Below are 25500 nucleotides of genomic sequence, written 5' to 3'. Positions count from 1 at the left end.
GGCTGTTTTTATCACTACGCTTCGTCGATCACCGGATTGATCAGCTTGCCGATACCTTCGATTGACACCTCGACGACATCACCAGGCTTGAGGTAGACCTTGGGGTTCATGCCGAAGCCGACGCCCGCCGGGGTGCCGCTGACAATTACGTCGCCGGCTTCCAGAGTGACCGCTTCACTGAGGGTGGAGATGACAGTCGCTACATCAAAAAGCATGTCATTGGTGTTGGCGGACTGAACGACTTTTCCATTCACTCGGGTTTCCAGCAGCAAACCCTTGCCACCAGCTGGCAATTCATCGGCAGTGACCAAATCGGGCCCGAATGCACCGGTGTCGTCGAAGTTTTTGCCTACGGTCCATTGCGGCGATTTGAACTGGTAGTCGCGCACCGACCCTTCATTGAACAGTGCGTAGCCCGCGACATGGTCAAGGGCTTTATCTTTCGGAATGTGGCGACCACCGCTCTTCAGGACTACTGCCATTTCGCCCTCGTAGTCCAGCGTGTCGGATATTTTCGGACGAACCAGTGGCTTGTTGTGCGCCGTCAGGCTGCTGTTGAACCGCGGGAAAAGCGTTGGGTAGTCCGGCTGAGCGTAGGGAGACTCTTTGGTGTGATCGGCGTAGTTCAAGCCTACACAAATGATTTTTCCCGGTTTGCACATCAACGGCAGGTAGTCCAGTTCGTCAATTTCGACAATAGGGCCTTGGGCGTTCGCGCCATAGGTAGCCAGGTCCACACCACGTTCGAGCAATGACTCCAGCGTCTCTTCGCCCAGCACTTTGACGCCATCGGCAGTGCGTACACCAAGCACCGCTCGGCCTTGATGGTTGAAGTAAACGTATCGCATGGGGTTGAGCCTCTTGTTGTGGTTGAAGCCGCACCAGAAATGGGATGGCTTGTAGGACAAAAAGCTAACGCCATAAAATATACCGTCAACTACAATATATTTTTTAGTTATTTTCTATTAATCTGTGCCCTGTGTATGATTTGGTCACAACCGTCGCTGGATGATGCTTTTCCATGAATCAACCCGAACAATGGCCCAATAGAAGTGAAGCTCTCGAGAAGCGCACCATGGCGTCGCAGCTGGAGGTGCAAGTTCGCGAGGACATCATCAATGGGCGGCTGATGCCCGGCAGCCGATTGCGCCTCAAAGAGTTGGCGGACTTCTATGACGCCGGGGTAATTCCGTTGCGCGAGGCGCTATCGCGATTGGCGGCGACGGGATTCGTCGATGCTGAGGACCAGAAAGGCTTCAGTGTTGGCCACATTTCCGCTCAGGAGATCCGTGACATCACGGACACTCGACTGCATATCGAATGCAGGGCGCTGACTTTGTCGATCAGTCAGGGCGATGTGGAGTGGGAGAGCAGGGTGATCGCTGCGCATCATCGCCTTGATCGTTTGCCAGTCATCGAGGGGGCGGAGCGTCTGCTTAAACCTGAGTGGGAAGTCGCCCACGACGCCTTTCACAAAGCACTATTGTCCAGCTGCGGCTCATCTTGGCTGTTGCGTTTTGCCGCAACGCTGCGCGACCAGACGGCGCGTTATCGTCTGCTTGCCATGCATTACTCCGACAGCGATTCACGCGACGTACGGGGAGAACACAAGAGCCTGCTTGAAGCTGCTCTGAGTAAGGACATCAAGGCGGCGTGTGAAATTCTCTCTGCACATTATGAGGAAACCACTCAGCGGGTTCTGACCCATGAGTTGCTCCAGGTCAGCGCTGGCTCGGCAGGGAAAACCCAGAAGAGGTGATGGTTGTCACAATGATCAGAGGAGGGCTGATTCTCGCTCCACTGGCAACAACCCGTTGATGAAAATGGAGATGGTCTCAGTGATCAAGTGCTCGCGCTCCGATTTCGAAGGGCGCTTGCCAAGCCCAAGCAAGCAGCGCAGTTGCAGATCGCCTGTCAGGGCGTCGAGGAAAATCTTCGCGCGCGTATGGGCGTTGCCCGGAGCGATCAGCCCGGATTCTTCGGCCCAGATGAAATACTCCGCCAGGCAGTTGTAAGCCGTCGCCGGTGCTGCGTCAAAGAACGACTGCGCCGCTTCCGGAGCACGCAGCGCCTCAGCAACGATCAGGCGGTGCAGGGCAATGGTACGCGGCGAAAGCACAACGTCCAGGAAGATCGCCGCAATGGTCGACAGAGCTTCCTGCAAGGGTCTTTGCTTGAGATCCATATGGGTGAGGGGGCTGACGTTCTCTGCACAGAGCTGCTCGATAATCGCGGCGAACAATCCCTCCTTGCCGCCAAAATAGCTATAGATCGTGCGCTTTGATCCGCCGGTTTTTGCGACAAGCCCGTCGACGCTGACCCCGGAATAGCCATCCGTGAGAAACATGTCGGTCGCTACTTTGAGAATGCTTTGACGCTTTGCTGCCTGTTTGGGGGTAGGTGATTCCATGTGGCTCGGGTATTCCTGAATTGTAGGCTGCGAAGTTCGCCATAGCCTACGCCGCTCTAGTTATGCCTTCCAGCCGGACAGGCGTGCATCGTGCGTATAAGTCAGCGCAAAAAATTTATAAAAAAGGTGGTCAGCACTCTTGACCAGTCTTTCGTTTGGGTGCATTTTTCGCCACAGGGTACGGTAACGTACCGTACCATTACAAAAATACATAAGAACAATAGAGGTACAGATCATGCGTTTTGTACAATTCGTAGAAGGCACTACCAAAGGCCTGGGTATTGAGCAAGCGGGCATTCTGCGCGGCTTGAACGAAAACGAAACCGGCTACCCGGGCTCGCTCCATGATCTGCTCGCGGCAGGCGAGGGCGCATTGAAAGCCGCCCATGAGCGCTTGAGCGATGCGCGTTTGCTTGATCCGTCAAACATACGTTACCTGCCACCTCTCGAACGTCCGGGCAAGATAGTCTGTGTCGGCTTGAATTATGCCGATCACACCAGGGAAAGCCCGTACGAGCAGCCTTCCTACCCAACGTTTTTTCCTCGCTTCGCCTCTAGCCTGATTGGCCATGGCGAACCCATCATTCGTCCCCGTATCTCCGAGCAACTGGATTTCGAAGGTGAGCTGGCGGTCGTCATCGGTACCGGTGGCCGACATATCGCCAAGGATCGTGCTCTGGATCATGTTGCGGGTTATGCGATCTTCAACGAAGCCTCGATCCGTGATTACCAGTTCAAATCGCCGCAATGGACGATTGGCAAGAACTTCGATGCTACCGGCGCGTTTGGCCCGACCTTCGTCAGTGCCGACGAACTGCCGCCAGGGGCAAGCGGCCTGAATCTGGTGACGCGCCTCAATGGGGCAATCGTGCAGCAGGGCAACACCGCCGACATGGTCTTCAGCGTCGTCGACCTGATTTCCATCCTCAGTGAAGCGGTCACCCTGGAGCCCGGTGATGTCATTGTCACCGGTACACCCGCGGGGATCGGCTGGGCGCGTCGTCCGCCACTGTTCATGAAACCTGGCGATCTGTGCACCGTAGAGATCGAAGGGCTCGGCACGCTGAGCAATCTGATCGCCGACGAACAATCACCGGCCTGAAGCCAAGCGTCAGCCTTACTTTCGAGATAGCGGAGTCACTGCCCCGACTGGGTCGACCGCTGACTCTCCGATTCATGGTGGCCACCTTTCTTGCGAATTGCTTTGCAGTTCACGGACCCGGCTGCCTTGATTTTTGCTGACGGCCCGTTTTTAGAGACAGCACTCTGGAAGCGGCCGTGGAGGAACTATCGTGTTGCAGATAAAAGACATCAACCACGTCGTCTACCGTCATCCCGATCTCGCCGTGATCGAACGTTTTCTGACTGATTTCGGTCTGGTCGTCATGCACCGAACCGAACAGCGGCTTTACCTGCGTGGCGCTTGTTCGCTGCCCTATGTGTATATCGCCGAGAAATCTGAACACAGCAGCTTTGGTGCCATTGCGTTCGCCGTCGAGAGTCTCGACGACCTGCACCAGGCAACACAGCTGCCGGGGGCATCAGCCATCCACGCACTGGATGGCCCCGGAGGTGGGCAATACGTGGCGCTGCACGACCCGTCCGGCCGCCGGATCGAGTTGGTCCACGGCATTGAAACGGTGGGTTCATTAACCCTGCGCGCGGCGTTGACTCTCAACTCGGCGCAAGAGAAACAGCGCTTCGGCGATGTGCAACGGCCCAATAAAGGCGCCGCGCAAGTGTTGCGTCTCGGCCATGCGGCAATCGGCGTGCAAGACATGGTCGCGCACTTGGACTGGTACAAGCAGGTGCTTGGCATGCTGCCCTCCGATCTGGTGGTTGAAGAACCAAATCGGGACTGCCCGGCTGCAGCCTTCCTGCGATTGAATCGTGGGAGTGCATGGACCGACCATCACACCATCGCCCTGTTCCAGGCGGAAAAGGACTTTGTCCATCACGTTTCCTACGAGGTTCAAGACTTCGACGCACAGTGCCTGGGACATGCCTGGATGACCCAACAAGGCTGGTCGCCATTTTGGGGCGTTGGCCGACATGTGTTGGGCAGCCAGATCTTCGACTACTGGAGTGACCCGTCCGGCAACCTCATCGAGCATTTTACCGACGGCGATTTGTTTAATCAGGACTCACCTTCCGGCTTCACCCAAGCCTGCGACGATAGTCTCTACCAGTGGGGCCCTCCCATGTCGGTGGAGTATTTCCTGGGCGGTAAATGCGAAGCCCAGCACACCGCTCCCCGGTCTACGGCGTCCCGCCAGCGGCGCAGTTGACCTATCTCAAGAGGACCGATGCTATGAATAAAGCAATGACAGAGCAGGGGCTCGACCTGCTGTTTCGCCAGGCCCGAAGTCAGAACGGCTGGCTGGATCAGCCCGTGAGCGATGACACACTGAAAAACCTGTACGACCTGATGCGTTGGGGCCCGACCAGCGCTAATGGTTGTCCGGCACGTATCGTGTTTGTGCGCAGCACCGAGGCTAAACGGCGCCTGCTTCCGGCACTGAGCGCCGGCAACATTGAAAAGACGTTGAGCGCGCCAGTGACCGCCATCATCGGTTATGACACACGCTTCCACGAGCTGTTGCCCAAGCTGTTTCCACACAACCCCGGCGTGCGCGGCTGGTTCGCCGGGCAGCCGGAATTGATCGAGTCCACGGCGCTACGCAACAGTTCGATGCAAGGCGGCTACTTCATCCTCGCGGCGCGCGCCCTGGGACTGGACTGTGGGCCGATGTCCGGCTTCGATCATGACCAGGTCGACAGGGCATTCTTCGCCGCCGATAACGGTCAGGCAGCCAGCTTCCCGGGCATGCAGGTCAAGTCGAACTTCCTCTGCAACCTCGGTTATGGCGACCCCGCCAAGCTGTTTTCGCGAAGCCCTCGCCTGGGTTTCGAGGAGGCCTGCACGCTGCTGTAACGCTCCACCCACCCTGTGAACGAGCAAATCCTCCAGCCCGACTGATTGCGCGTCATGGCTCATCGCGCCCGATCAATCGGACTGGCAAAACAACAACAAAAACAAGGAAAAACACGATGAAATCCATTTCGAAATGGCATGTGCTTGTCGGCGGTTTCCTGGCGTATCTGTTCGATGCCATGGAGATCATCCTGCTGACCATCGCGCTGCCGGTGATCCGTCAGGATCTCGGCCTGAGCTTCAACGAGGCCGGTATGCTCGCTTCGGCGACACTGCTGGGTATCGGTTTTAGCAGCATCACCACCGGCTGGTACTCCGATAACTTTGGTCGACGCAAGGCACTGCTCATATCGCTGATTGTGTTTGGTGTACTGACCACCCTGGTTTCAACTACCCACAGTTGGGCCTTGCTTCTGTTGCTTCGCTTCCTTTCCGGATTGGGGCTGGGGGGTGTCTGGGGCATTGTCTCGGCCTATGTGACGGAGACCTGGCCTGCGCATCAGCGTGCAAGAGCGACCGGTTTTGTGCTGAGTTCCTTCCCGATCGGAGCCGCGATCGCGGCAATGGCCGCGGCAAGCTACCTGCCGGACTGGAAGATGCTGTTTATGGTGGCGGGTATCTCGACGCTGATTCCTGTGGCCTACCTCTTTTGCTTTGTTCCTGAATCCCGGGAATGGCAAGAGCAGAAGGCCAAGAGCCTTGCCAACCCCAAACTTCAAATGCGCGTCTCGGTCAGCGAAATCTTTTCCCCTGAACTGCTGCGGCTGACCCTGTTGGGTACCCTGGCAGCCAGTTGCGCAGTCATCGGCTTCTGGGGCGCGAGCACTTGGTTGCCGACCTACCTGGTGCAAGAGCGCGGTCTGAACATTGGCATGATGGCCAATTTCATGGCGATCCTGAACATTGGCGCGTTCATCGGGATTAACGCGTTCGGCTTTATTGCCGACCACATCGGTAAAAGAAACGCTACGTTGCTTTCGCTGCTGGGCAGTGCCGTCATGCTGTCGATTTATGCGCTGACCACACAGAACGCCATCCTGTTCTGGCTGGGGCCGGTCTATGCCTTCTTCTATGCCTTTGCCAGCCTCTTCGCGTCGTACTTCAGCGCCCTTTACCCCACCCGGGTGCGCACTATTGGCGCCGGCTTTTGCTTCAACTTCGGCCGCGGCCTGGCGGCGTTTGCCCCATTACTGTTGAGTGGTATTGCCACCAGTTACAGCCTGGCATTGGGGCTGCTGGTCTGCGCAGGCTTCTTTGCCTTGGCAACGATCACCATGTTCTTCATGCCCCATGCGGAAATCCCCCAGGTAAATCCTGCGCAGAGTGTGCCACTGGGTACCAGCCATTCGTAGTCGAGAGCCCTCATTTGGTTATCCCCGCTATCCGCGTACGCGCGATCAACTGCCAAGCACGGAGTTTTAAGCATGCTAGAGCAACATGTAAAGCAACACATTGAAGTACTTGAAGCACGCCGTCGTCAGGCGATGATCGACTGGGACATGGACTTTCTGGAAGGCATCTATACCGACGATCTCACTTATAGCCACTCCGATGGCAAGAGCGATAGCAAGAGAGGGTATCTCCAGGGGATGCGCGCAGGAATTTGGATCTATCGAAGTTTCGAAAGCCAGCAAGAGCACATTCGTATGGTGGGGACCTGCGCCGTCATCACCGGGCTGATCGACATGGATGTGATTATTCGGGGTGAGCCCATGCTGTTGAACTCGCGCTATATCAGCGTCTGGAGAAAAGGCGACGTTGGTTGGCAAATGATGGCCTGGCAGTCCACTCGATATTCTAAAGTTTGAAGATGGTTTTCAACGCGCAGCTGTTTCATCGTCTGCGCCCGACAGTTTTCAGTCACTGACAGTGCATTTGATCATTTGATCCCGGTCGTTATGGCTAAGCGGGCACGGCTTGCCTATGCCTGAAATCCATAGCCCTTGAAGCACTGTTCATGCGGCCAACACATGGCTGAACTAATTGGAATCCTGACTATGTACGTACAACAACTACAAAAAACGTATTTCAAGGCACTTCTGGCTGCTGGCGTAATGAGCCTGGCCACGACCAGCGTAAACGCCAAGGACTGGAACGATACTTTTGTTGGGTTTCGCTATGGTACCGACTTCACCGAGCCCGGCGTCCGGGGTAAGGTCCAGAAGGAGATCTACCAACTGGGCCATGTTAGCGGCAATGACACGGGATCCAACTTCTTCAATCTGGACGTCCTGAAGTCCGACAGTAATGACCCGAAGAAGGACAGCAACTCCGGCGCGACAGAAGCCTACCTGGTCTATCGTCATCAACTGTTTCTGAGCAAGGTCTTTGACCGTTCAATGGCGTTCGGTCCGGTCAAGGAAGTGGCGCTGAGCAGTGGGGTCGAACTCAACTACAAGAACACCGAGTTCGCGACCCGTAAGCGCATGCTGGTGGTTGGCCCGACACTAAAGTTCGACGTGCCCGGGTACCTGGATGTCAGCCTGCTTTACGCCATGGAATGGAACCATTGCGGGCTGAACGCTTGCCAGACCGAGAACATTCAGTTTGATCCTTATTACGTGCTGCACATGGTGTGGGGTTTCCCATTTCAAATGGGCAGCGTGCCATTCAAATTCCAGGGTTTCGCCAGCTACAAGACGCAGAAGGGCAAGGATTATTTTAAACAGGACACAGGCGAGGAAAGCCTGGTTCGGGCTTCGTTGATGGTCGATGTGGGGCAAATGACTTTCGGCAGCAAGAACAAACTGCTGATCGGACCGGGCTACGAGTACTGGAAACACAAATATGGAGCGATCAACAAACCGGGTACCGACACCTACGCACCGACCGTGCATCTGGAGTGGCACTTCTGAACCGACCCGCTTAGAGTTCGTGAACCCTGTTCAATGCGGTCGCTGACCAGGCGGTCACCGCTTCCTTTTTGCTCCCATGGTTGGGAGGCGGTTTTAGGCGCCCTGGTGGCGCCTTTTTTTGGTGCGCCAGGCATGGCGCGTTGCGCGCAAGCGCAACCAGCTTGGCTGTGGTGGCCTCGCTGGTGACTTGGAGGTGCAAGTCCTCTAAGGGGAAGTGTTAGCCAGAGGCAAGGGTGTCGCGGGTGACTGCGAATCTGAAGGAAGCCCGAGGCAAAATGCTGGCCTGACGAACAGGAAGCGGATAGAGGCGGCGCAGCGGGGTGAGATGGCCAAAATCATCAAAGCCCAATACTTGCACGGAACGCTGTGACGTAGATCCGACAGGCATAAGCAGGAAGGTCGCGCGAATTACCCTGGGAGATCTGCACGTTTGCCACTGTGCTACCGGGCGTCGAGAGGCGACGGGATGAGCGTGCAGAAGTCAGCCGACGCCGTAGTAAGTGGCTGTTAACCGCGTCACCAAGGGCCGAACAGGTTATGCCGCCAGTAGGCGTCAGAGTCTCGTTGAATACCGAAATGCAGAAATTTCTCCCAGAGAAGACTGTTACTCCGAGTCCCGGACAGAATCCGAGGATGACGGCTGACAGCGCAAAGGTATCGACGGTATCTGTGACGGGGACGAACGCGGAGCAGGGCACGTTGATGGAGCGGGTGCTTAAACCTGCCAACCTCAGACGTGCGTATCAACGCGTGGTCAGCAACAAGGGCGCGCCGGGTGCCGATGGCATGACGGTCGACGACTTGGCGGGCTACGTGAAACAGTATTGGCCAACCCTCCAGAGGAGGTTGCTGGCCGGCGAGTATCACCCGCAAGGTGTACGCGCCGTCGACATCCCCAAGCCCAAAGGCGGCACCCGACAGCTGGGCATTCCCTGCGTCGTGGATCGCCTGATCCAACAAGCCCTGCTGCAACAGCTCACCGCCGATCTTCGATCCGCTGTTCTCGGACTATAGCTACGGCTTTCGACCGGGGAGCAGCGCCCACCATGCCATCGAAACAGCCCGCGGCCATGTGGCGGCAGGGCATCGCTGGTGCGTGGAACTTGATCTTGAGAAGTTCTTTGACCGGGTCAACCACGATGTCCTGATGGCGTACGTGGCGCGCCAAATCGAAGATAAACGCGTGCTCAGGCTGAGCCGTTGTTATCTCGAAGCGGGAACGATGTCGGACGGACTCGTCAGTCGTCGGCAGGAAGGGACGCCGCAAGGCGGCCCGCTCTCGCCGTTGCTGTCGAACATCCTGCTCAACGAACTCGACCGCGAGTTGGAACGACGGGGTCATCGTTTTGTGCGTTATGCCGACGATGCGAACATCTATGTGCGCAGCCCTCGTGCTGGCGAACGAGTGATGAGGAGTGTTGAGCGCTTCCTGAATCAGCGCCTGAAACTGACGCTGAACCGGGATAAGAGCCGAGTAGCCGGGTCCTGGATGTGATTACCTGGGTTACGGGATGAGCTGGCATCAGCAACCGAAGCTGAGAGTGGCGACGATGAGCCTGGGTCGCTTGCGCGACCGAGTCAGAGACCTTCTGCGCAAAGTGCGGGGTCACAAGATGGCGAATATCATCGAGCGGATAAACCCCGTACTGCGCGGTTGGGCTGGCTACTTCAAGCTAAGCCAGAGCAAACGGCCACTTGAGGAGCTGGACGGCTGGGTGCGGCATAAACTTCGCTGCGTCATCTGGCGCCAATGGAAGCGGCCCTCTACGAGGGCGCGCAACCTGATGCGTCTGGGGCTCGACGAAGCACGCGCCTGCAAATCAGCGTTCAACGGTCGCGGCCCATGGTGGAACTCGGGAGCGTCACATATGAATCAGGCGCTGCCGAAGAAGCTTTGGGATCGTCTGGGGCTGGTCTCAATACTGGATACGATAAACCGGCTTAATCGCATAACCTGAACCGCCGTATACGGAACCGTATGTACGGTGGTGTGAGAGGACGGCGGATGTAAATCCGCCTCCTACTCGATTGTGCGCCCAGCATGGGCGAAATCTTGTGGGTGAAAGTCCCGCCGTAAGCTGACCACAGCGAACGAAGTGAAGCGCAACTGCATGAGGGCGACCGAGTGTGGGGAGGAAGCGTGAATCGAAGCCATGAGCCGATGTACAAGAACCGGATAAATGAACAGCAATACGCCTATATTGGAATTTATTTCTCAGTCCACACGCTTGATCGCCGGAAGGCGATACGAACCGTCGAGCACTGATGGTCCAGGACCGTAGAAACGCATTGTCAGATTGAACGGCCCGGCCGGGGCGGGTAGCCAGTTGGCGGTTTCGCTCGGGCGCCCCTGCTGGATCAATAGCGTTAACGAACCATCCGTGTCCGGTTTGAGTCCGTCGGTCGTGCTTCCGATGCTGTAGCGGCCAAACGTGTTTTCGACAAACAGCATATCGCTGCCATACATCGCCATGTTCCAGAACAGCGAGGCCGGTGGCTGCTGGCCTTTTTCGAAGCGCAGGATGTATTTGTGTTTGCCGTCCAGTGCGGCGCCTTGGTCGTCGACTTGCGTATTGGGATACAGCACTTGTTCCGATAGTTGGGTGCCGATGGCGTTTTTAGCCAGCGCGGCGCGCAAGGCGAAGTCGCCTCCGGCACGGCCACCGAGAAGGAAATATCGCCAGCCGTTAGTGACTTCGCCGACGTTTTTCCAACGCTGATCGATGATCTGCTGTCCGGCGATGGCCGCGCGGGTCAGGCCACGCAAAGTTGCTTCGTCCAGCGTGCGCCAGTCAAAACCCTTGCCCTTGCTCAAACCGATTGATGCGAACTGTGCAATGAGTGCATCGTCCTGATCACCGCCCGCGGGCAGGTACTGTTGCATGGCGTGGCCGAGTTGATCGAAGTAGCGCACGCCTTCTGGCGCGCTGCTGATGAAGAGCGGCGGTACGTCCGATTTGCCGGGTTTGTACTGCAATCCTTCGCGTAGATAAGCCGACAGAGGCATTAACTGAAAGCCTTTCTGCGCCTGGACTGCGGCGTCGACATCCTGCTCGCTGTTGGCGAAGATGCGCACAGCGGCGATACCGCTCTGGGTGCGAATCGGTACTTGGGTCATCTCGGGTGGGACCGGGCCGCGAAAGTCTGGACCTGTCACCAGATAGTCGCCCGGTTGCTGACCTTTCACGCCGCCGATGTTGCGGCTGACCTCATCAAACATGTTGCCGATCTGAGTCAAATACCACCGGGGCTCGGTCAATGCCGGTACATGTATCACCACAGGTTCCCTGGAGACATCGAAGCGCGCATAGGCATCGATAGTCACGTTGTTTGGGGTGACTATCGTGCGGTCCTTGGCGGTTTTCAACGCGCTGTATTTGCGAAAGGCGTTCATGGAGACTGCGCCCGCTTGCAGGGATTTGGCCGCAGAAGCATCGTAGTAATACAGCGGGTAGCCCCACAAATAAGCCTGCACGCCAAGGGTGTAAGCGTTCTCTTCACGGGCCTGTGTCGCCGTAAGGCTTGGGGGCGTTTGAGATTCGCTGCTAGCCGATTGCGCATGAAGCGGCAGGAGTAACGCCAAACAGAAGCTAATAGGGAGTGTAAATCTTGTAACGATCATTACAGTTCCTCAGCATTTGCCCCGTGTAATTCGCCCGTTGACAAGGCGAACTACCGGGGGCATTGGAGCGAGATGTTTAGCGAATGCCGGCGTTACGCAGCGCAGCCGGGGTGAAGTCAGTCATGGTTGGACGATAGCTATAGTCCTGGCCACGTTTGTTTTCGTTCTGCAGGTTGGAGACGATATAGCGGCCGGCAATCAGGTCATACACGGTGACGGCGGCGTAGTTCGCGGTGCCCTGCACGTAGTCATTGACCAGAAAACCTTCGCCGACCCGCCACAATTGCCCACGACCATCGTAATGATCGACTTCGACAATAGCCCAGGTGTCTTCGTCGAAGTACATATGACGTTTGGCATAAATGTGCCGTTCACCTGCCTTGAGCGTGCCTTCGACTTCCCACACCCGGTGCAGCTCGTAACGCGTCAGGTCCTGATTGATATGCCCGGCCTTGATGATCTCGTCGTACTTCACCTTGGGTGAGAACAACGAGTAGTTATTATACGGGACATACATTTCTTTCTTGCCGATCAATTTCCAGTCGTAGCGATCGGGGGCACCGTTGAACATGTCGTTCTGGTCGGCTACGCGCAGGCCGTCGGCGGCTGTGCCTGGTCCGTCATAGGCTACCTGCGGCGCGCGGCGTACTCGACGCTGACCGGCACTGTAGGCCCAGGCCATGCGTGGTTCCTTCAGTTGGTCCAGGGTTTCATGCACCAGTAGCACGTTGCCCGCCATGCGCGCCGGCGCCGTTACTTCCTGCTTGACGTAGAACAGGATGTTAGCGCTTTGCTGCGGATCGGCATCTTTCATCTGCCAGGGAAATCCGGCACTTTGCTGGACGTTGACGAGGGTGTAGCTGCCGTTAACCTGGGGTGTAGCCTGAATCAGGTTCTGGATGAAGCTGGTGCCGCGATAACGGGTCAGATGGTTCCAGACCACCTCAAGGCCGGACTTCGGAATCGGGAACGCGTAGTAGTGCGACTTCTCGAAGTTCTGCAGGCCATAACCATCGTTGACAGGCACCGTGTTCAGTGCGCTGGTTTTGACGGCCTCATAGACACCCTGGGTCGAAGAGGCTGTGCGCTGGGACTTGTAAACCGGGATCTTGTAGGTCTGCGAATAACGCTGGAACATCGCCATTTGGCCGGGTGTCAGTTTGTCCTTGTATTGCGCGGCATTGGCGGCGGTAATCACGAACTGCGGCTTTTCACCCTCGAAAGGGTTACCGATAAAATCGTTGGTAACCGGCGCTGCGTTGGTTTTGAGGCCACCGGTCCATGCAGGGATGCTGCCGTCGGCATTGCCTTCTTTCTGCCCACCGAATGGGGTGAGTACAGTGCCGAGTTTGTCGGCCTCCTGTTGCGAAACCGCTGCCATCACGCTACTGGCCAATAAGGTCAGTGCCAGCACGCCGGCAGTCAAAATGCTGCTCTTTTTCATTCTGTTCATCCTCTGTCTATCGACTTTCAGAAATTCACGCCGACACTGAGCGCTACATAGTCGCGGTCGCCGTTAGTGTTGAAATGGCCGCCGAAGAAATCCGTGTAGCTGAGGCTGGCGGTGTAGAGGTTGGCGTAGTCGGCATCCAGCCCCAGGCTGACGGCTTTGAGACCTTCCTCGAAGTTCGGTCCGTTGCCGTCAACGTCATGGGACCAGGCGATGTTGGGGGACAGGTTGATGCCGGCGAACACGTTCGGGTAATCCAGCTTGCCACGCAGTCGATAGCCCCACGAATCGGTGGTGTAAAAGCCGTGGCTGTTGCATTCCTGTTGCGGGTTGCTAGGTCGGGTGACCCCTGCTGCGGCGCCTGGAACCTGACTCGGAGCGCCCGCACAGGTTTGTGGCCCTGTCGCACCCGCACCGGCTCCTGTGACCAGTTCACCAGCGCCAAATATCGTGCTGCGGCCAAAGCGCAAGTCGTTGCCATCTGAATCGCCCAGACCGTTGATGCGGTTGTAGCCCACCTCACCGATCACAGTCAGGCGACTCGCGCCCATCACCTGGTCGAAGAATCGGGTAGCGGTCATTTGTGTTTGCAGAACGGGCATCCGCGCGTAACCCGTGAGCGGCGCTCCGGCGACGTTCTGCGATGCACCGGATACGAACAGCGGGGAATTTTTGTTACCAACAGCGGCCAGGTTGAGATCGGCACCGTTGAGTTGCAGCGGCATGTTCGGCCGGAAGCTGATTTCCCCTCCCAGCGAAGTACCCTCAATGTTGGTCGAGAAGCTCAGACCATACAGGCGGATGTCTTCCGGGTAGACCACGTTGTAAGTCGCGGTCCTGATCGAGTTGATAGCGCCGGGGACGGTGGCTGCGCCTGCCCCGGTGTTGGCGGTCACAGTCGCACGGGTGAAATCGAGGTTGGGGTTACGGGCGTGGTAGTTCATCAGATAGGCACCGAACTCGGTGTCGTTGAAATCCGGTACGAACCAGCGCAACGCCAGGCCGAACTGGCCACTGTCACGGGCATCCTTGGTCTTGGTGCGGGTCACGTAGGCATCGTCGAAACCCCCACCTTGAGCCGCCGTGCCCGCCACGGCCAAGCCTGATTTGCTATTAGTCGCAACGCCTGGCGCCAAATCAAGACCCGCGATCACCGCACGATCGTTACAGCCTTCAGGCGTGACGTCGTTGCCAAAGAATGTGCCGCAGTTATCCAGTACCGAGGGTGCCCACTCCAGCTGATAGAAGCCTTCGACGGTGACGTTCTCGGACAACCCCTGGGACATGTAGAACATGTTGACCGGGATCAGGCCTTCCTTCACTTCTGCGCCGGGCCGGCGTAGTGCCGCCACGTCGATCGGGTTGATGCTGTTGATCGAATTGCCGATGAAGGTACTTTCGCCCCAGCTCACCACCTGCTTGCCAAGACGCACATTGCCTTGCAGATTGTCGATGGTGTAGTTGTGGTAGACGAAGCTGTCGAGGAACATCGCCCGGATGATTTGGCCGCACGCTGGCGGCCGTGGTCATCGATGTCGTAGAACGGACGACTTTCGTCCATCAACTCGAAGTCGTACCAGTACTTGCCGCGCACGAAGGCACCGCTATCACCGTATTTCAATTCAAGATCATGCACGCCCTTGAAGATCTTCGAGAAGGTTTCACCTTTTTTGAAATTCAGGCGGTTGTCATCGTTGGTGCGCGACGATGCATTGCCCCTGACACCCTGCGAGTTGAAGTTGGAAATGAAATCCGGGTCAGGTCCGCGTACGGCCCAGCTGGAACCCAACGATAACGATGAATCGAAACTACCCTCTATCTCACCCATGTTGAAATTGACAGCGTAAGCCTGCACGTTGATGCCCAGGGCAACTGCAGTGGCCAGTAAATGCGGCCGAAAGATTCCGCGCATTGTTGTTTTGTCATGCGGTACTCCGAGTAGGGTCATAAGCGTTAAAAGCGCAGAGGCAGCAGGCGGTAATGCCGGTCGCCTGGCCATCGGTTCTCTGTGCCGTCCCGATGCTAAGTTCGCCTCTGCCTGACACGTCCACCCATGAGGAGGGGAAAAGGAGTGGGTAGGGGTAGGTGGATCGACAAAAACGACAAAGCCCGCTCAAGAGTGCTCAAGAGCGGGCTTTGTCCAATCAACAAAACGGCAGTGGCGAATGTATTTGGGCTTAGATCAACAAGCCGTCCAGCCCCCGTCGACGCCTAGCGATTGACCAGTGATGTATCCGGCCGCCGGGGACGCCAGGAACAGGCAGGCGCCCACAATTTCATCGGGTTCACCGAAGCGCCCCATAGGCGTGCGGTCGGTCACCCGTTTACCCAACACAGGGTGTTGACGCATACCTTCGGTGAGTTCGGTAGCGAAGTAACCCGGCGCCACGGCGTTTACCCGAACACCCCGTTGTGCCCAATCCATCGCCAGTTGCCGGGTCATTAGTTCAACCCCACCTTTGGCCGCGCAATAGGCAGTGGTTTTGCTCAGGCCGACACGGCCGGCTACCGATGTGATGTTGATAATTGCGCCTCGACCCGCTGCGAGCATATGCCTGCCTGCGTGTTTGCAGGTGAGAAATACACCGGTCAGGTTGGTGTCGATAATTGCGCGCCACTCCGTCAAAGCGGTGTCTTCGGCAGGCTTGTACCAAGGATTGATGCCGGCATTGTTGACCAGCACATCGATACATCCCCAAGTCGCGACTACCTCTTTGCACAGGGCCTCGACGCTGCTTTCATCAGACACATCGGCGAGAAAGGCTTCGGCCTGACCTCCGGCTTCGACAATCGTATGTCTGGCCTGTGCCAGGGTAGCGGCGTCACGACCGACGAGCGCTACCCGAGCACCGGCCTGAGCGAAGCCTGCGGAAATCGCGCGACCCAATCCGCGCCCGCCACCGGTGACGATCACCACTTTGTTTTCCAGGCCCGCCGCCTGAGTTGCGCTGTTCATGATGCAGCCTTGGCCAGTTTGCGCGCGATGCTCCAGCGATGGACTTCCGACGGACCGTCATAAATACGGAAGGCTCGAACGTCGCGAAAAATGCGCTCAACTTCAGTGTCGCGTGTGACACCCATACCGCCGAGGATCTGCACACAACGATCGACCGTGCGCCAGATTGCTTCGGCGGAATGCACCTTGACCATGCTGCTCTCGGTACTTGCGCGTTCGCCTTGATCGAGCAGCCAGGCCGTATGTGCGACAGCCAGACGCGTATGGTGCAAATCGATTTCGTTGTCGGCGAGCATGAACCCGACGCCTTCGTGGTCAATCAGCGGGCTGCCGAATGCCTGGCGATGACGGGCGTATTGGGTGGCGATGTCGTGCGCGCGCTTTGCCGCGCCCAACCAACGCATGCAGTGGGTCAGGCGGGCGGGTACCAGGCGGACCTGGGCATAGCGGAAACCCTTGCCGACTTCACCGAGTACTTGGTCGGCGGGGACAAACAGGTTGTCGAGAACGATCTGCGCATGTCCACCCGGGAAGGACGAGTCCAGCGTGTCGAGGGTGCGCTCGATACGGAAACCCGGGTTCGGCAAGTCAATGAGAAACATGGTAGCGCCCACGTCCACACCATCGACCAATGTGCGCGCCATGATGATGCTGAATGCAGCGCCTTCAGCACCGGTGATCAACCATTTGGTGCCGTTGATCAGGAAACCCTCGGCGGTGGCCACGGCGGTTGTCTTCATCTGGGACGGGTCTGCGCCAGCACCGGGATGCGGCTCGGTCATGCAAAAGCACGAGCGGGTCTTGCCATCCACCATTGGCTGTAGCCAGCGAGCCTGCTGCGTCGGCGTGGCGACCTGTTCCAACATGTGCATATTGCCTTCGTCTGGCGCTGCGCAGTTGAGGGCGACCGGGCCGAGCATGGAATAACCGGCCGCTTCGAATATCACCGCTTTATCCTGATGAGAAAGGCCCAAACCGCCCAGTGACTTACTTGCCTGAGGGGTAAGCAGGCCGGCGGCGCGGGCGTGCTCGACCAGTTCCTGGCGCAGGCTGAGGTCAGGTCCGTGTGGTGTGCGGCGTGGATCGCGTTCATAGGGCATGACCACGTCGCGGATAAAGGCTTGGGTTTTGTCGCGCAACGCCAACTGCTCTGGTGCTAATGAAAAGTCCATGGTGTCGTCTCTCAGAATGTTTTGCCGGTGATGATGGCGAGGGTGAACTCATGCAGTTCATCCGCCAGGCGGCCGAAGTCGGCATAACGCGGGTCTTGGGTTTCACCGCTGCGATAGCGTTGGTACAACTGCTGGAAAACCACGGCGAGCTTGAACTGGGTCAGTACGCGCCAGGGTTTGAGTTCGTCGATGGAGCGCCCTGTGGCGTGCGCGTAGCGTTGGGCCACTTGCTCGCGGCTAAGGAACCCCGGGTGCGCGGTGGGCATTTGTTTGAGGCGTTGCATAGCGGATGTATCGCCGTCTTCGCTCCAGTAACTGAGCAGGGTCGCGAGGTCGAACAAAGCATCTCCGCGGGTGCCCATGTCCCAATCGACGATGGCTACCGGCTCCTGCGTGTGACGATCCAGTAGGATATTGTCCAGTTTGAAGTCGTTATGCAGCAGTACAGGTGCAGTGGCTGACGGGTCGGTAACTCGGGTCAGCCAGCGGATACTTTCACGGGCGGCTGCGCCGGGATCACCTTCGCTAATCAGTTCGCAGCGCTTGATCCAGCCTTCGGTGGTTCGGCGAAAAAAGCCGTCTGGGCGTCCCAGGTCGCCAAGCCCGACGGCCTCAGCGTCAACCGCATGCAGCGCAGCGAGGGTCTGCACCATCATCAGCGACAGACGCTCGCCGACCTCCGTGGTAGCCGCCAAAGGAGCGAGCTGATTACCACGTATCGCTACGCCAGCACGGAACTCGATCAGTTGAAAAGGCGCGCCGGCGATGCCGGGGTCTTCACACAGATGAAAGCTGCGCGGAGCCAGGGCAAAGCCTTGTGATAGCCGCGACAAATTCTGTGCTCCCGGCGCATGTCGTTCGCGCCAGGCGGCAGCGGGCCCGACGGCGGGCGGCGCAGGACCGCCCATTCGTCATTGACCCGCAACAGAAAGTTAAGGTTGGCCAGGCCGCCGACGAATTGTCGAGGCACCAAGTGTGAATCGACGTGCAGGCCTTGCTGGTGCAAATAGCGATTGATGGTAAGCCAGTCGAGAGGCTGTGTTTCATTGAGCGCACGCAAGGCGACGCCAGCCGGAAAACCGGCATCGGGGTCTGCTTGCGTTGGCTGCTGGTGAGTCTGATCGGTACGGGACACGGCAGTCTCTTTCAGAATGTCGGGAGTACAAGCGCCAGGTCTTACCGACCCGGCGAGCCAGAGCATCAGGCGGAGCGCCAGACCGAGCCTTTTGAGGGCGCATTCAACATGCCCATGATTTGCTCGGTATGTTCCCCAGGTGACGGTATTTCCCCTGGCGTGACCACCTCACCGTTGAAGCGCGGTGCCACGGCTGTTTGCAGCAAACCGTCGCGCTCGAACCACGTGCCGCGTGCCTTGTTGTGCGGGTGTAACGCGGCTTCGTGTGGGGGCAGTACAGGAGCGAAGCACGCATCGGTGCCCTCGAACAAATCGCACCAGTGAGCACGGGTTTTGCTGGCAAACAGCTCGGTGAAATGCTGGTGCTGTTGCTTCCAGTGCCGACGATCCCATTGCCAGACAAAGCGCGAATCACCCTGCAGTCCAAGCTTTTCAAGGAGCAGGGTATAGAACTGCGGCTCGATGGACCCGAGTGTGACGAAGCCTCCGTCCGCACAACGATAGGTCGCGTAGAACGGTGAGCTGTCATGAATGTTTTTGCCGCGTTCGTCGGTCATGTAGCCGATGTTGCGAGTCGAGAGCATCAGCTGCAGCATATGCGCTGAACCGTCGACAATGGCCGCGTCTACTACCGAACCCTTGCCGGTTGCCCGCGCATTCAGAATGCCGCTGAGTAACCCGATGGTCATGTACAACGCGCCGCCACCGATGTCACCCAGGGTGGCGAATGCGGAGGAGGGCGGCGCATCGGGTGTGCCGTTGTGAAAAAGCGCGCCCGACAACGATGAATAGTTGTTGTCATGACCGGCTGTTTTGGCCAGCGGCCCGCTCTGGCCCCAGCCTGTCATGCGACCGTAGACCAGGCGCGGGTTGCGTGCCTGGCACTGCTCCGGTCCCAACCCGAGGCGCTCCATCACACCCGGCCGCATGCCTTCGATGAGCGCATCGGCATCCTCGATCAAGCGCAGTACCAGTTCACGACCCACGGCACTTTTCAGGTCTGCGATGACCGAACGCTTGCCGCGATTGAGCAGGTTGACCCGCGAAGCACCGCCGGCATCGCGCTCGATCGCGATCACCTCGGCCCCCAGGTCGGCCAAATGCATGGCGGAGAACGGCCCGGGGCCGATCCCGCAAATTTCAACTATCTTGATGCCTTGCAGCATGGAATCACCTTAATTGCGCAGACAGAATCGGGTGAAAGAACAGGACGTTGCTCATGCCACGTCCATCAGGCGGCTATAAGCGTCTAGGTGGTGGTCGTCATCGCCGAACTGATGGCTGAGCATCAGCAGGTGCTTGGCATGATGCGAAAGTACATATTCCCAAGTCAGGCCGATCCCGCCATGCAACTGAATGCTCTGGTCGGCGATGAAGCGCGCCGCCCGAACGATGTAGCACTTGGCAGCGGCCAGCGTTCTGCTGCGATCGTCGCTGTCGGGTTCATCAGCCGCACAGGCGGCGAGGATGGTCATGGACGTGGCCAGGTCCAGTTCGATCCGCATATCGACCATGCGATGCTGCAACGCCTGGAATTTGCCTATCACCTGACCGAATTGCTTGCGGGTCTTCAGGTATTCCAGCGTCAGGTCGCAGGCGGCAGCCATACTGCCAACCGCTTCGGCGCACTGCCCAGCAATCGCACGACCCTGCTGGTAGCGCAGCGCGGTCAGGGCCACGCCCGGTTCACCCAACAAATTCCCGGCACTGACCATGACGTCTTCAAGGTACAACTCACAGGCTTTGCGCCCATCCATGGTCGGGTAGGCGCGGCGATGCACACAGGGGGCGGCAGGGTCGAGCAGGAACAGGCTGATGCCTGTTTCATCACGGTCGGCGCCGGCGGTGCGCGCCGACACCAGGAGCAGCCCGGCACTTTGCCCGGCCACCACCACGGACTTGCGTCCGTTAAGTTTCCAGCCGCCCGCAACCGCTTCGGCGCGGGTTTGCACATCATGGAGCTGGTAATGGCTGGTGGGTTCATCAACGGCGACGGCCAGTTGTAGCTGACCGCTGGCCACTTGGGGGATGAGCTCTTGACGCTGCGCATCACTCCCGAGTTGACTAATCAGGCCGCCCGCATAAATGACCGAGTGCAGGTAGGGCTCCAGGCACAAACCCCGGCCCAGCTCGGTCATAATCAACATGCTCTCCACGCCACTGCCGCCAAAACCACCCAACTCTTCGGGGAAGGGTACGGCGGTCAGTCCCAGTTCCCCCAGTTGCTGCCAGAACCTGTCGCTGAAACCTGATTCGGTTTTAGAAAATTGTTCGCGTTGTTCGAAGCCATAGGCGTCACGAACCAGGCGCAGGGATGTTTCCTGCAGCATTTGCTGCTCTTCGGAAAGTTTAAAGTCCATGATTCAAGTCTCCTACAGCTCAAGAATGATCTTGGCGATGATGTTCTTCTGAATTTCGTTGGAGCCGCCATAGACCGACGCCTTGCGCATATCCAGGTACTGAGCGGTCGGCGTGGAGCTGTATTGGGTGTAGAGGTTTTCGCCCTTGCCATAGCCCAGTTCCTGCTCGATAAACGGCATGCCGTAGGGACCCACGGCTTTGCTCATCAGGTAGGTGATGCTCTGGCGAATTTCGGTGCCCTTGATCTTCAAAACGAACTTTCCGGGCCTGGGACGCCGCCATCACGGGCAGCAGCAACGATCCGCAGATTGCTCATTTCGATGGCCTTCAGCTGAATTTCGACATCAGCGATCTGCGATCGGAACAGGGTGTCTTCGATCAAAGGGCGGCCGTTGCGCAACTCCGCACGGGCAATCTTCTTGAGGCGTGACAGCATCTGCTTGGCCTGGCCAATGCCGGCGATGCTGGTGCGTTCGTGGGTCAACAGGTACTTGGCGCAGGTCCATCCGTGGTTTTCCTCGCCGACAAGGTTTTGCACCGGTACGCGCACGTTGTCGAAGAACACTTCATTGACTTCATGCTCACCATCGAGGGTGATGATCGGGCGTACGGTAATCCCCGGGGTTTTCATGTCGATTAGCAGGAAGCTGATGCCCCGTTGTTGTTGCGCGTCGGGATCGGTGCGTACCAGGCAGAAGATCCAGTCGGCGTATTGCGCCAGCGTGGTCCAGGTTTTCTGGCCATTGACCACATAGTGGTCGCCCTCGCGCACGGCACGGGTCTTCAACGAGGCCAGGTCGGAACCGGCCCCTGGCTCGGAGTATCCTTGGCACCACCAGTCTTCACTGTTGAGGATGCGCGGAAGAAAATGCGCCTGCTGCTCAGGCGTGCCGAACTTAATGATTACCGGGCCGACCATGTTGATGCCAAACGGCACAATGGCCGGGGCGCCGAAGGCGGCACACTCTTCTTCGAAAATGTGCTTTTGAACCACGCCCCAGCCGGTACCGCCGAATTCAACTGGCCAACTGGCGGCAAGCCAGCCACGCTTGTTGAGCAGGCGCATCCAGGCGACTTGGTCCTGCTTGTTGAATCGTTTGCCATGGCGACCGCGAGCAGCAATGGCGGCCGGCAGATTTTCCTGCAAAACGCGCGCACTTCCTCCTGGAAGTCGAGTTCGGCAGGTGTATAGCGAATGTCCATCGAGCAAGTCCTCAAAAACTGTTCAATATCGGATGCTGTAATAAACCGAGGCTTAAGCCGTGGCGCCGCCGTCGACAACGAAGTGCCCACCGGTGGCATAGGAGGATTGGGCAGAGGCCAGCCAAAGCACCATCTGCGCTTGCTCGCACGGATCACCCAAGCGCCGCTGGGCAATGGTCTTGTGCAGGACGGCCAGTGTCTGCGGATCGAAATCGCTGTCAGCGCCGGCGATCATCGGCGTCTCGACAAAGCCTGGGCACAGCGTGTTGATTCGCACGCCGTATTTGCCGTATTCCAGCGCCGCGCTGCGCGTGAGGCCGATGACCGCGTGTTTGGCGGCCGAATAGGCCGCAGCACCTGCGAGGCCTTGCAAGCCCATGATCGACGCGGTGTTGATGATCGAGCCGCCATGCTGCTTCATCGCCCGCAGTTCATGGACCATGCAGTTGAAAACCCCAGTCAGGTTCACATCCAGCACGTTGCGCCACTGCGCCAGTGTCTGGTTCTCCACCGGTGCTTTTTGCCACCGATGCCGGCATTGTTGAAGGCGACGTCCAGCTGGCCGTAATGCCCCAGTGTCACTTCGACCAGCGCGGCGCAATCTTCGTCGCTGCGCACGTCGACATGCCGGAAAAAGGCCTCGCCGCCTGCATGACGGATCTCATCGACTACCGTCTGGCCTGCGCTATCGTTCATGTCCGCCACCACCACGCGGGCACCTTCGCGGGCAAACAACAGCGCTGTGGCACGACCGATGCCGGACGAGCCACCAGTGACGATTGCAACCTTGTTCTGCAATAGCTTCATATCATTCGGGTCCGCGTATTAAGGAGGGGGGAGCGCTTAAGCGGATAATCCACCGTCGACCACGAAATGCCCGCCGGTGGCGTAGGACGAATTATCCGAGGCCAGCCACAAGACCATTTCGGCCATCTCTTCAGGGCGGCCCTGACGACGTAACGCTGAGCTCCTTACACCGGCATTGATCATTTTTTCGTTGAACCCGCTGTCCGGCCCGACGGTCATCGGCGTCTCGATCAGCCCTGGGCATAGAGCGTTGATGCGCACGCCGTATTTGCCATATTCCAGTGCTGCACTGCGCGTGAGGCCGATTACGCCATGCTTGGAGGCGGTATAGGCAGCCGCGCCGTACGTACCGCTGATCCCGGCCACGGAGGCGGTATTGATGATGGAACCGCCGCGCTCTTTCATTGCGCGCAGTTCGTGGACCATGCAATTGAAAACGCCGGTCAGGTTGACGTCGAGCATGCGCTGCCAGAGATCCAGGCCCTGGTCTTCTGTCAGCGTCGGTGCTGCAAACACACCAGCGTTGTTGAAGGCAATGTCCAGTTGTCCATAACGCGCCAGCGTTGCCGCGACCAATGCGGCGCAGCTCTCGTCACTGCGCACATCCAGTGTATGAAAAAAAGCTTGGCCGCCTTCTTGCTCAATCAACTGCACCACTTCCTGGCCGACTGCCTCGCTCCTGTCAGCGACCACGACTTTGGCGCCTTGGCGTGCGAACAACAGCGCAGTGGCGCGGCCGATGCCGATGCCCCTCCGGTCACGATTGCGACTTTGCCTTGTAGAACCGTCATGGAAACTCCTCAGTGCATTCTCGATGCAGCCCGTGTAGGGCGCTGCATGCCTTGCGGTAAGTAATCGGCCTGCAATCGCCGGGTATGGCAGCAGAAGCTAAGCCAGCGTTGATTGATCGGACCCACTCCGGGGGAGTGGCACACAGGGAGGGGGATGTCGGCGAACAGGTGCCTGGCAGGGCAACCCACCACCCACCACTCTTCCGGGGCAGGTCGATTGGTCGACACCCTACGTATCTTCGAGATGTGAGCCGGCCCAGCCGCCGCGTCGCTTCGTGGTCAAGTCACGAAGCACAAACAATCCCGTATGGAGAACAAGATGTCGCACAAAGCATATGTAGCCGGCGTAGGCATGATTCCGTTTCTGAAACCAGGCGCCAGCGGTACCTACATTGAGATGGGAGCCGAGGCGACTCGCCAGGCCCTGAAGGATGCCGGCCTAGATTACAAGCTGGTGCAGCAGGCCTACGTCGGTTACGTCTATGGCGATTCCACGAGCGGTCAGTCCGCCCTTTATGAAGTCGGCATGAGCGGCATTCCGGTCGTCAACGTCAACAACAACTGTTCGACCGGCTCCAGTGCCCTGTACCTCGCACGTCAGGCGGTGGAGAGCGGAGCCGTCGATTGTGCCCTTGCGTTGGGTTTCGAGCAGATGCAGCCCGGCGCCCTGAAAAACAACTGGGATGACCGTCCGGGAGTGATGGGTAAAGGGCTGGATATTGCCGAGCAACTGGCCAGCGATGTGCCGCAAATGCCAATGGCCCTGAAGATGTTCGGCGGCGCTGGTCGTGAGCACATGCACAAATACGGCACGCAACTGAGCACCTTTGCTGCAATCCGCGCTAAAGCCAGTCGTCACGCGGCGAACAATCAGCTGGCCCTGTTTCGCAAGATCGTGACCACCGAAGACGTCATGAATGACCAGGTTGTTTGGCCGGGTGTGATGACCCGTCTGATGGCCTGCCCGCCGACCTGCGGCGCAGCTGCGGCGATCATCTGCACTGACGCGTTCGCGAAAAAACACGGCCTGCGCGCTGACGTAGTGATTCTGGCGCAGTCGATGACTACTGATCGACCGATTGCCTATGAGCCGCCGTCAATGATCCAGATGGTCGGTTTCGACATGGCCGAACGCGCGGCAGGTGAAGTCTATGAGCAAGCCGGTATCGGCCCCCAGGACATCCGTGTCGCCGAACTGCACGACTGTTTCGCGCACAACGAGCTGCTGACATATGAGTCGCTGGGTTTCTGCGCGGTAGGTGGCGCCGAGCGTTTCGTGCTCGATGGTGACAACACCTATGGCGGCCAGGTGGTGACCAATCCGTCCGGCGGCCTGCTCTCTAAAGGGCATCCATTGGGTGCCACCGGACTGGCGCAGTGCTACGAGCTGACTCACCAACTGCGTGGCACCGCCCAGGACCGCCAGGTTGAAGGCGTACGTCATGCCTTGCAGCACAACCTGGGTCTGGGCGGCGCCTGCGTCGTGACGCTGTACGGCCGTGCCTGATCCATTGCGTCTGTGTTTGTGAACACGTGATTTGAAGAACCTGACAGGAGACAAGTGACATGGCAGACAAGAGCCTTATAGGCCGCTCGCTGGGTGTGACCAGCGCCGAAGTGGAAAAAGGCCGGCTGCGTTCTTCGCCAAGGCCATTGGCGAGACCGATCCGATCTACACCGATGAAGCTGCGGCACACGCCGCTGGCTACAAATCCCTGCCGGTACCGCCAACGTTTCTGGTGTGCCTGCAAGGGGAGGGCCGCGATTTGGTCGAGATGCTGAACGTCTACGGTTTCGACCTGG

19 protein-coding genes and 5 pseudogenes are annotated in these 25500 nt (G+C 58.2%); 10 read left to right on the top strand and 14 right to left on the bottom strand.

Translation table 11 applies throughout. The features are described from left to right. Positions 1-14: 14 nt before the first annotated feature. A complete protein-coding gene (locus tag CES87_RS30740; protein ID WP_128609119.1) occupies positions 15-848 on the bottom strand; it encodes a fumarylacetoacetate hydrolase family protein in 834 nt (277 codons plus the stop codon). Positions 849-1021: 173 nt separating this feature from the next. On the opposite strand from CES87_RS30740, the gene CES87_RS30735 reads away from it, so the two are divergent. Next, entirely contained in the window at positions 1022-1759 is a 738-nt protein-coding gene (locus CES87_RS30735) for a GntR family transcriptional regulator (protein ID WP_256591151.1), read from the top strand. Between the two features lie 15 nt (positions 1760-1774). On the opposite strand, the gene CES87_RS30730 is transcribed toward CES87_RS30735, so the two are convergent. Then, on the bottom strand, positions 1775-2410 hold the full coding sequence (locus CES87_RS30730) for a TetR/AcrR family transcriptional regulator (protein WP_128609116.1): 636 nt from the start codon (positions 2408-2410) through the stop codon (positions 1775-1777). Between the two features lie 235 nt (positions 2411-2645). On the opposite strand from CES87_RS30730, the gene CES87_RS30725 reads away from it, so the two are divergent. The 7 genes and pseudogenes from CES87_RS30725 (at position 2646) to ltrA (ending at position 10158) form a co-directional block, all read left to right on the top strand. Further along, positions 2646-3512, top strand: a complete 867-nt coding sequence (locus CES87_RS30725) for a fumarylacetoacetate hydrolase family protein (protein ID WP_128609114.1) — start codon at positions 2646-2648, stop codon at positions 3510-3512. 190 nt (positions 3513-3702) lie between these two features. Continuing rightward, positions 3703-4698 carry a 2,4,5-trihydroxytoluene oxygenase gene (locus tag CES87_RS30720; RefSeq protein WP_128609111.1) on the top strand — a complete coding sequence of 332 codons (996 nt, stop codon included), beginning with the start codon at positions 3703-3705 and terminating at the stop codon, positions 4696-4698. Positions 4699-4721: 23 nt separating this feature from the next. After that, positions 4722-5345, top strand: coding sequence for a malonic semialdehyde reductase (locus CES87_RS30715; RefSeq protein ID WP_128609109.1), 624 nt, complete (start codon positions 4722-4724; stop codon positions 5343-5345). Positions 5346-5461: 116 nt separating this feature from the next. Continuing rightward, positions 5462-6697: an MFS transporter gene (locus CES87_RS30710; protein ID WP_128609107.1), complete on the top strand. Its 1236-nt coding sequence runs from the start codon at positions 5462-5464 to the stop codon at positions 6695-6697. Positions 6698-6769: 72 nt separating this feature from the next. After that, the gene (locus tag CES87_RS30705) at positions 6770-7153 is read left to right on the top strand and encodes a nuclear transport factor 2 family protein (RefSeq protein WP_128609105.1); all 384 of its coding nucleotides are present in this window, start codon (positions 6770-6772) and stop codon (positions 7151-7153) included. Between the two features lie 162 nt (positions 7154-7315). Further along, positions 7316-8200 carry a hypothetical protein gene (locus CES87_RS30700; RefSeq protein ID WP_256591150.1) on the top strand — a complete coding sequence of 295 codons (885 nt, stop codon included), beginning with the start codon at positions 7316-7318 and terminating at the stop codon, positions 8198-8200. 537 nt (positions 8201-8737) lie between these two features. Further along, a pseudogene (ltrA, locus tag CES87_RS30695) lies at positions 8738-10158 on the top strand (group II intron reverse transcriptase/maturase). A 257-nt stretch (positions 10159-10415) separates the two neighbouring features. Here ltrA and CES87_RS30690 read toward each other — a convergent pair. From CES87_RS30690 to CES87_RS30640, 12 genes and pseudogenes are all read right to left on the bottom strand, one after another. After that, positions 10416-11783, bottom strand: a complete 1368-nt coding sequence (locus CES87_RS30690) for a DUF1254 domain-containing protein (protein WP_218196435.1) — start codon at positions 11781-11783, stop codon at positions 10416-10418. A gap of 115 nt (positions 11784-11898) precedes the next feature. Beyond that, positions 11899-13266, bottom strand: a complete 1368-nt coding sequence (locus CES87_RS30685) for a DUF1329 domain-containing protein (RefSeq protein WP_128609100.1) — start codon at positions 13264-13266, stop codon at positions 11899-11901. Between the two features lie 26 nt (positions 13267-13292). Continuing rightward, positions 13293-15184: pseudogene (locus tag CES87_RS30680) on the bottom strand (DUF1302 domain-containing protein). 270 nt (positions 15185-15454) lie between these two features. Then, positions 15455-16228 (bottom strand): SDR family NAD(P)-dependent oxidoreductase, encoded by a 774-nt coding sequence (locus CES87_RS30675; protein WP_128609097.1) that lies wholly within the window; start codon positions 16226-16228, stop codon positions 15455-15457. Next, a complete protein-coding gene (locus tag CES87_RS30670) occupies positions 16225-17400 on the bottom strand; it encodes an acyl-CoA dehydrogenase family protein (protein ID WP_128609095.1) in 1176 nt (391 codons plus the stop codon). Before CES87_RS30670 ends, CES87_RS30675 begins: the two co-directional genes overlap by 4 nt. A gap of 11 nt (positions 17401-17411) precedes the next feature. Further along, the gene (locus CES87_RS30665) at positions 17412-18233 is read right to left on the bottom strand and encodes a phosphotransferase family protein (RefSeq protein ID WP_256591149.1); all 822 of its coding nucleotides are present in this window, start codon (positions 18231-18233) and stop codon (positions 17412-17414) included. Next, the gene (locus CES87_RS33855; RefSeq protein WP_256591148.1) at positions 18143-18535 is read right to left on the bottom strand and encodes a hypothetical protein; all 393 of its coding nucleotides are present in this window, start codon (positions 18533-18535) and stop codon (positions 18143-18145) included. Before CES87_RS33855 ends, CES87_RS30665 begins: the two co-directional genes overlap by 91 nt. A 65-nt stretch (positions 18536-18600) precedes the next feature. Further along, on the bottom strand, positions 18601-19701 hold the full coding sequence (locus CES87_RS30660; protein ID WP_128609094.1) for a CaiB/BaiF CoA-transferase family protein: 1101 nt from the start codon (positions 19699-19701) through the stop codon (positions 18601-18603). A 51-nt stretch (positions 19702-19752) separates the two neighbouring features. Next, positions 19753-20895, bottom strand: a complete 1143-nt coding sequence (locus CES87_RS30655; protein WP_128609092.1) for an acyl-CoA dehydrogenase family protein — start codon at positions 20893-20895, stop codon at positions 19753-19755. Between the two features lie 12 nt (positions 20896-20907). Continuing rightward, positions 20908-22099: pseudogene (locus tag CES87_RS30650) on the bottom strand (acyl-CoA dehydrogenase family protein). 52 nt (positions 22100-22151) lie between these two features. Next, positions 22152-22906: pseudogene (locus CES87_RS30645) on the bottom strand (SDR family NAD(P)-dependent oxidoreductase). 36 nt (positions 22907-22942) lie between these two features. Continuing rightward, complete coding sequence (locus CES87_RS30640) at positions 22943-23599, bottom strand: SDR family NAD(P)-dependent oxidoreductase (RefSeq protein ID WP_256591147.1); 657 nt, start codon at positions 23597-23599, stop codon at positions 22943-22945. 417 nt (positions 23600-24016) lie between these two features. On the opposite strand from CES87_RS30640, the gene CES87_RS30635 reads away from it, so the two are divergent. Both CES87_RS30635 and CES87_RS30630 read left to right on the top strand, forming a co-directional pair. Continuing rightward, on the top strand, positions 24017-25204 hold the full coding sequence (locus CES87_RS30635) for a lipid-transfer protein (RefSeq protein ID WP_128609090.1): 1188 nt from the start codon (positions 24017-24019) through the stop codon (positions 25202-25204). Between the two features lie 59 nt (positions 25205-25263). Beyond that, positions 25264-25500, top strand: a pseudogene (locus CES87_RS30630) (MaoC family dehydratase N-terminal domain-containing protein); the annotation flags it as partial.

Origin of the sequence: Pseudomonas sp. ERMR1:02, from assembly GCF_002277815.1 — a bacterium.
GTDB lineage: Bacteria > Pseudomonadota > Gammaproteobacteria > Pseudomonadales > Pseudomonadaceae > Aquipseudomonas.
This window is presented reverse-complemented; position numbering and strand designations above follow the sequence as displayed.

Excerpts from the sequence above, each read along its gene's own strand:
- CES87_RS30740 (WP_128609119.1), bottom strand. The coding sequence starts at position 848 with ATGCGATACGTTTACTTCAACCATCAAGGCCGAGCGGTGCTTGGTGTA.
- CES87_RS30735 (WP_256591151.1), top strand. The coding sequence starts at position 1,022 with ATGAATCAACCCGAACAATGGCCCAATAGAAGTGAAGCTCTCGAGAAG.
- CES87_RS30730 (WP_128609116.1), bottom strand. The coding sequence starts at position 2,410 with ATGGAATCACCTACCCCCAAACAGGCAGCAAAGCGTCAAAGCATTCTC.
- CES87_RS30725 (WP_128609114.1), top strand. The coding sequence starts at position 2,646 with ATGCGTTTTGTACAATTCGTAGAAGGCACTACCAAAGGCCTGGGTATT.
- CES87_RS30715 (WP_128609109.1), top strand. The coding sequence starts at position 4,722 with ATGAATAAAGCAATGACAGAGCAGGGGCTCGACCTGCTGTTTCGCCAG.
- CES87_RS30710 (WP_128609107.1), top strand. The coding sequence starts at position 5,462 with ATGAAATCCATTTCGAAATGGCATGTGCTTGTCGGCGGTTTCCTGGCG.
- CES87_RS30705 (WP_128609105.1), top strand. The coding sequence starts at position 6,770 with ATGCTAGAGCAACATGTAAAGCAACACATTGAAGTACTTGAAGCACGC.
- CES87_RS30700 (WP_256591150.1), top strand. The coding sequence starts at position 7,316 with ATGGCTGAACTAATTGGAATCCTGACTATGTACGTACAACAACTACAA.
- CES87_RS30685 (WP_128609100.1), bottom strand. The coding sequence starts at position 13,266 with ATGAAAAAGAGCAGCATTTTGACTGCCGGCGTGCTGGCACTGACCTTA.
- CES87_RS30675 (WP_128609097.1), bottom strand. The coding sequence starts at position 16,228 with ATGAACAGCGCAACTCAGGCGGCGGGCCTGGAAAACAAAGTGGTGATC.
- CES87_RS30670 (WP_128609095.1), bottom strand. The coding sequence starts at position 17,400 with ATGGACTTTTCATTAGCACCAGAGCAGTTGGCGTTGCGCGACAAAACC.
- CES87_RS30660 (WP_128609094.1), bottom strand. The coding sequence starts at position 19,701 with ATGCTGCAAGGCATCAAGATAGTTGAAATTTGCGGGATCGGCCCCGGG.
- CES87_RS30655 (WP_128609092.1), bottom strand. The coding sequence starts at position 20,895 with ATGGACTTTAAACTTTCCGAAGAGCAGCAAATGCTGCAGGAAACATCC.
- CES87_RS30635 (WP_128609090.1), top strand. The coding sequence starts at position 24,017 with ATGTCGCACAAAGCATATGTAGCCGGCGTAGGCATGATTCCGTTTCTG.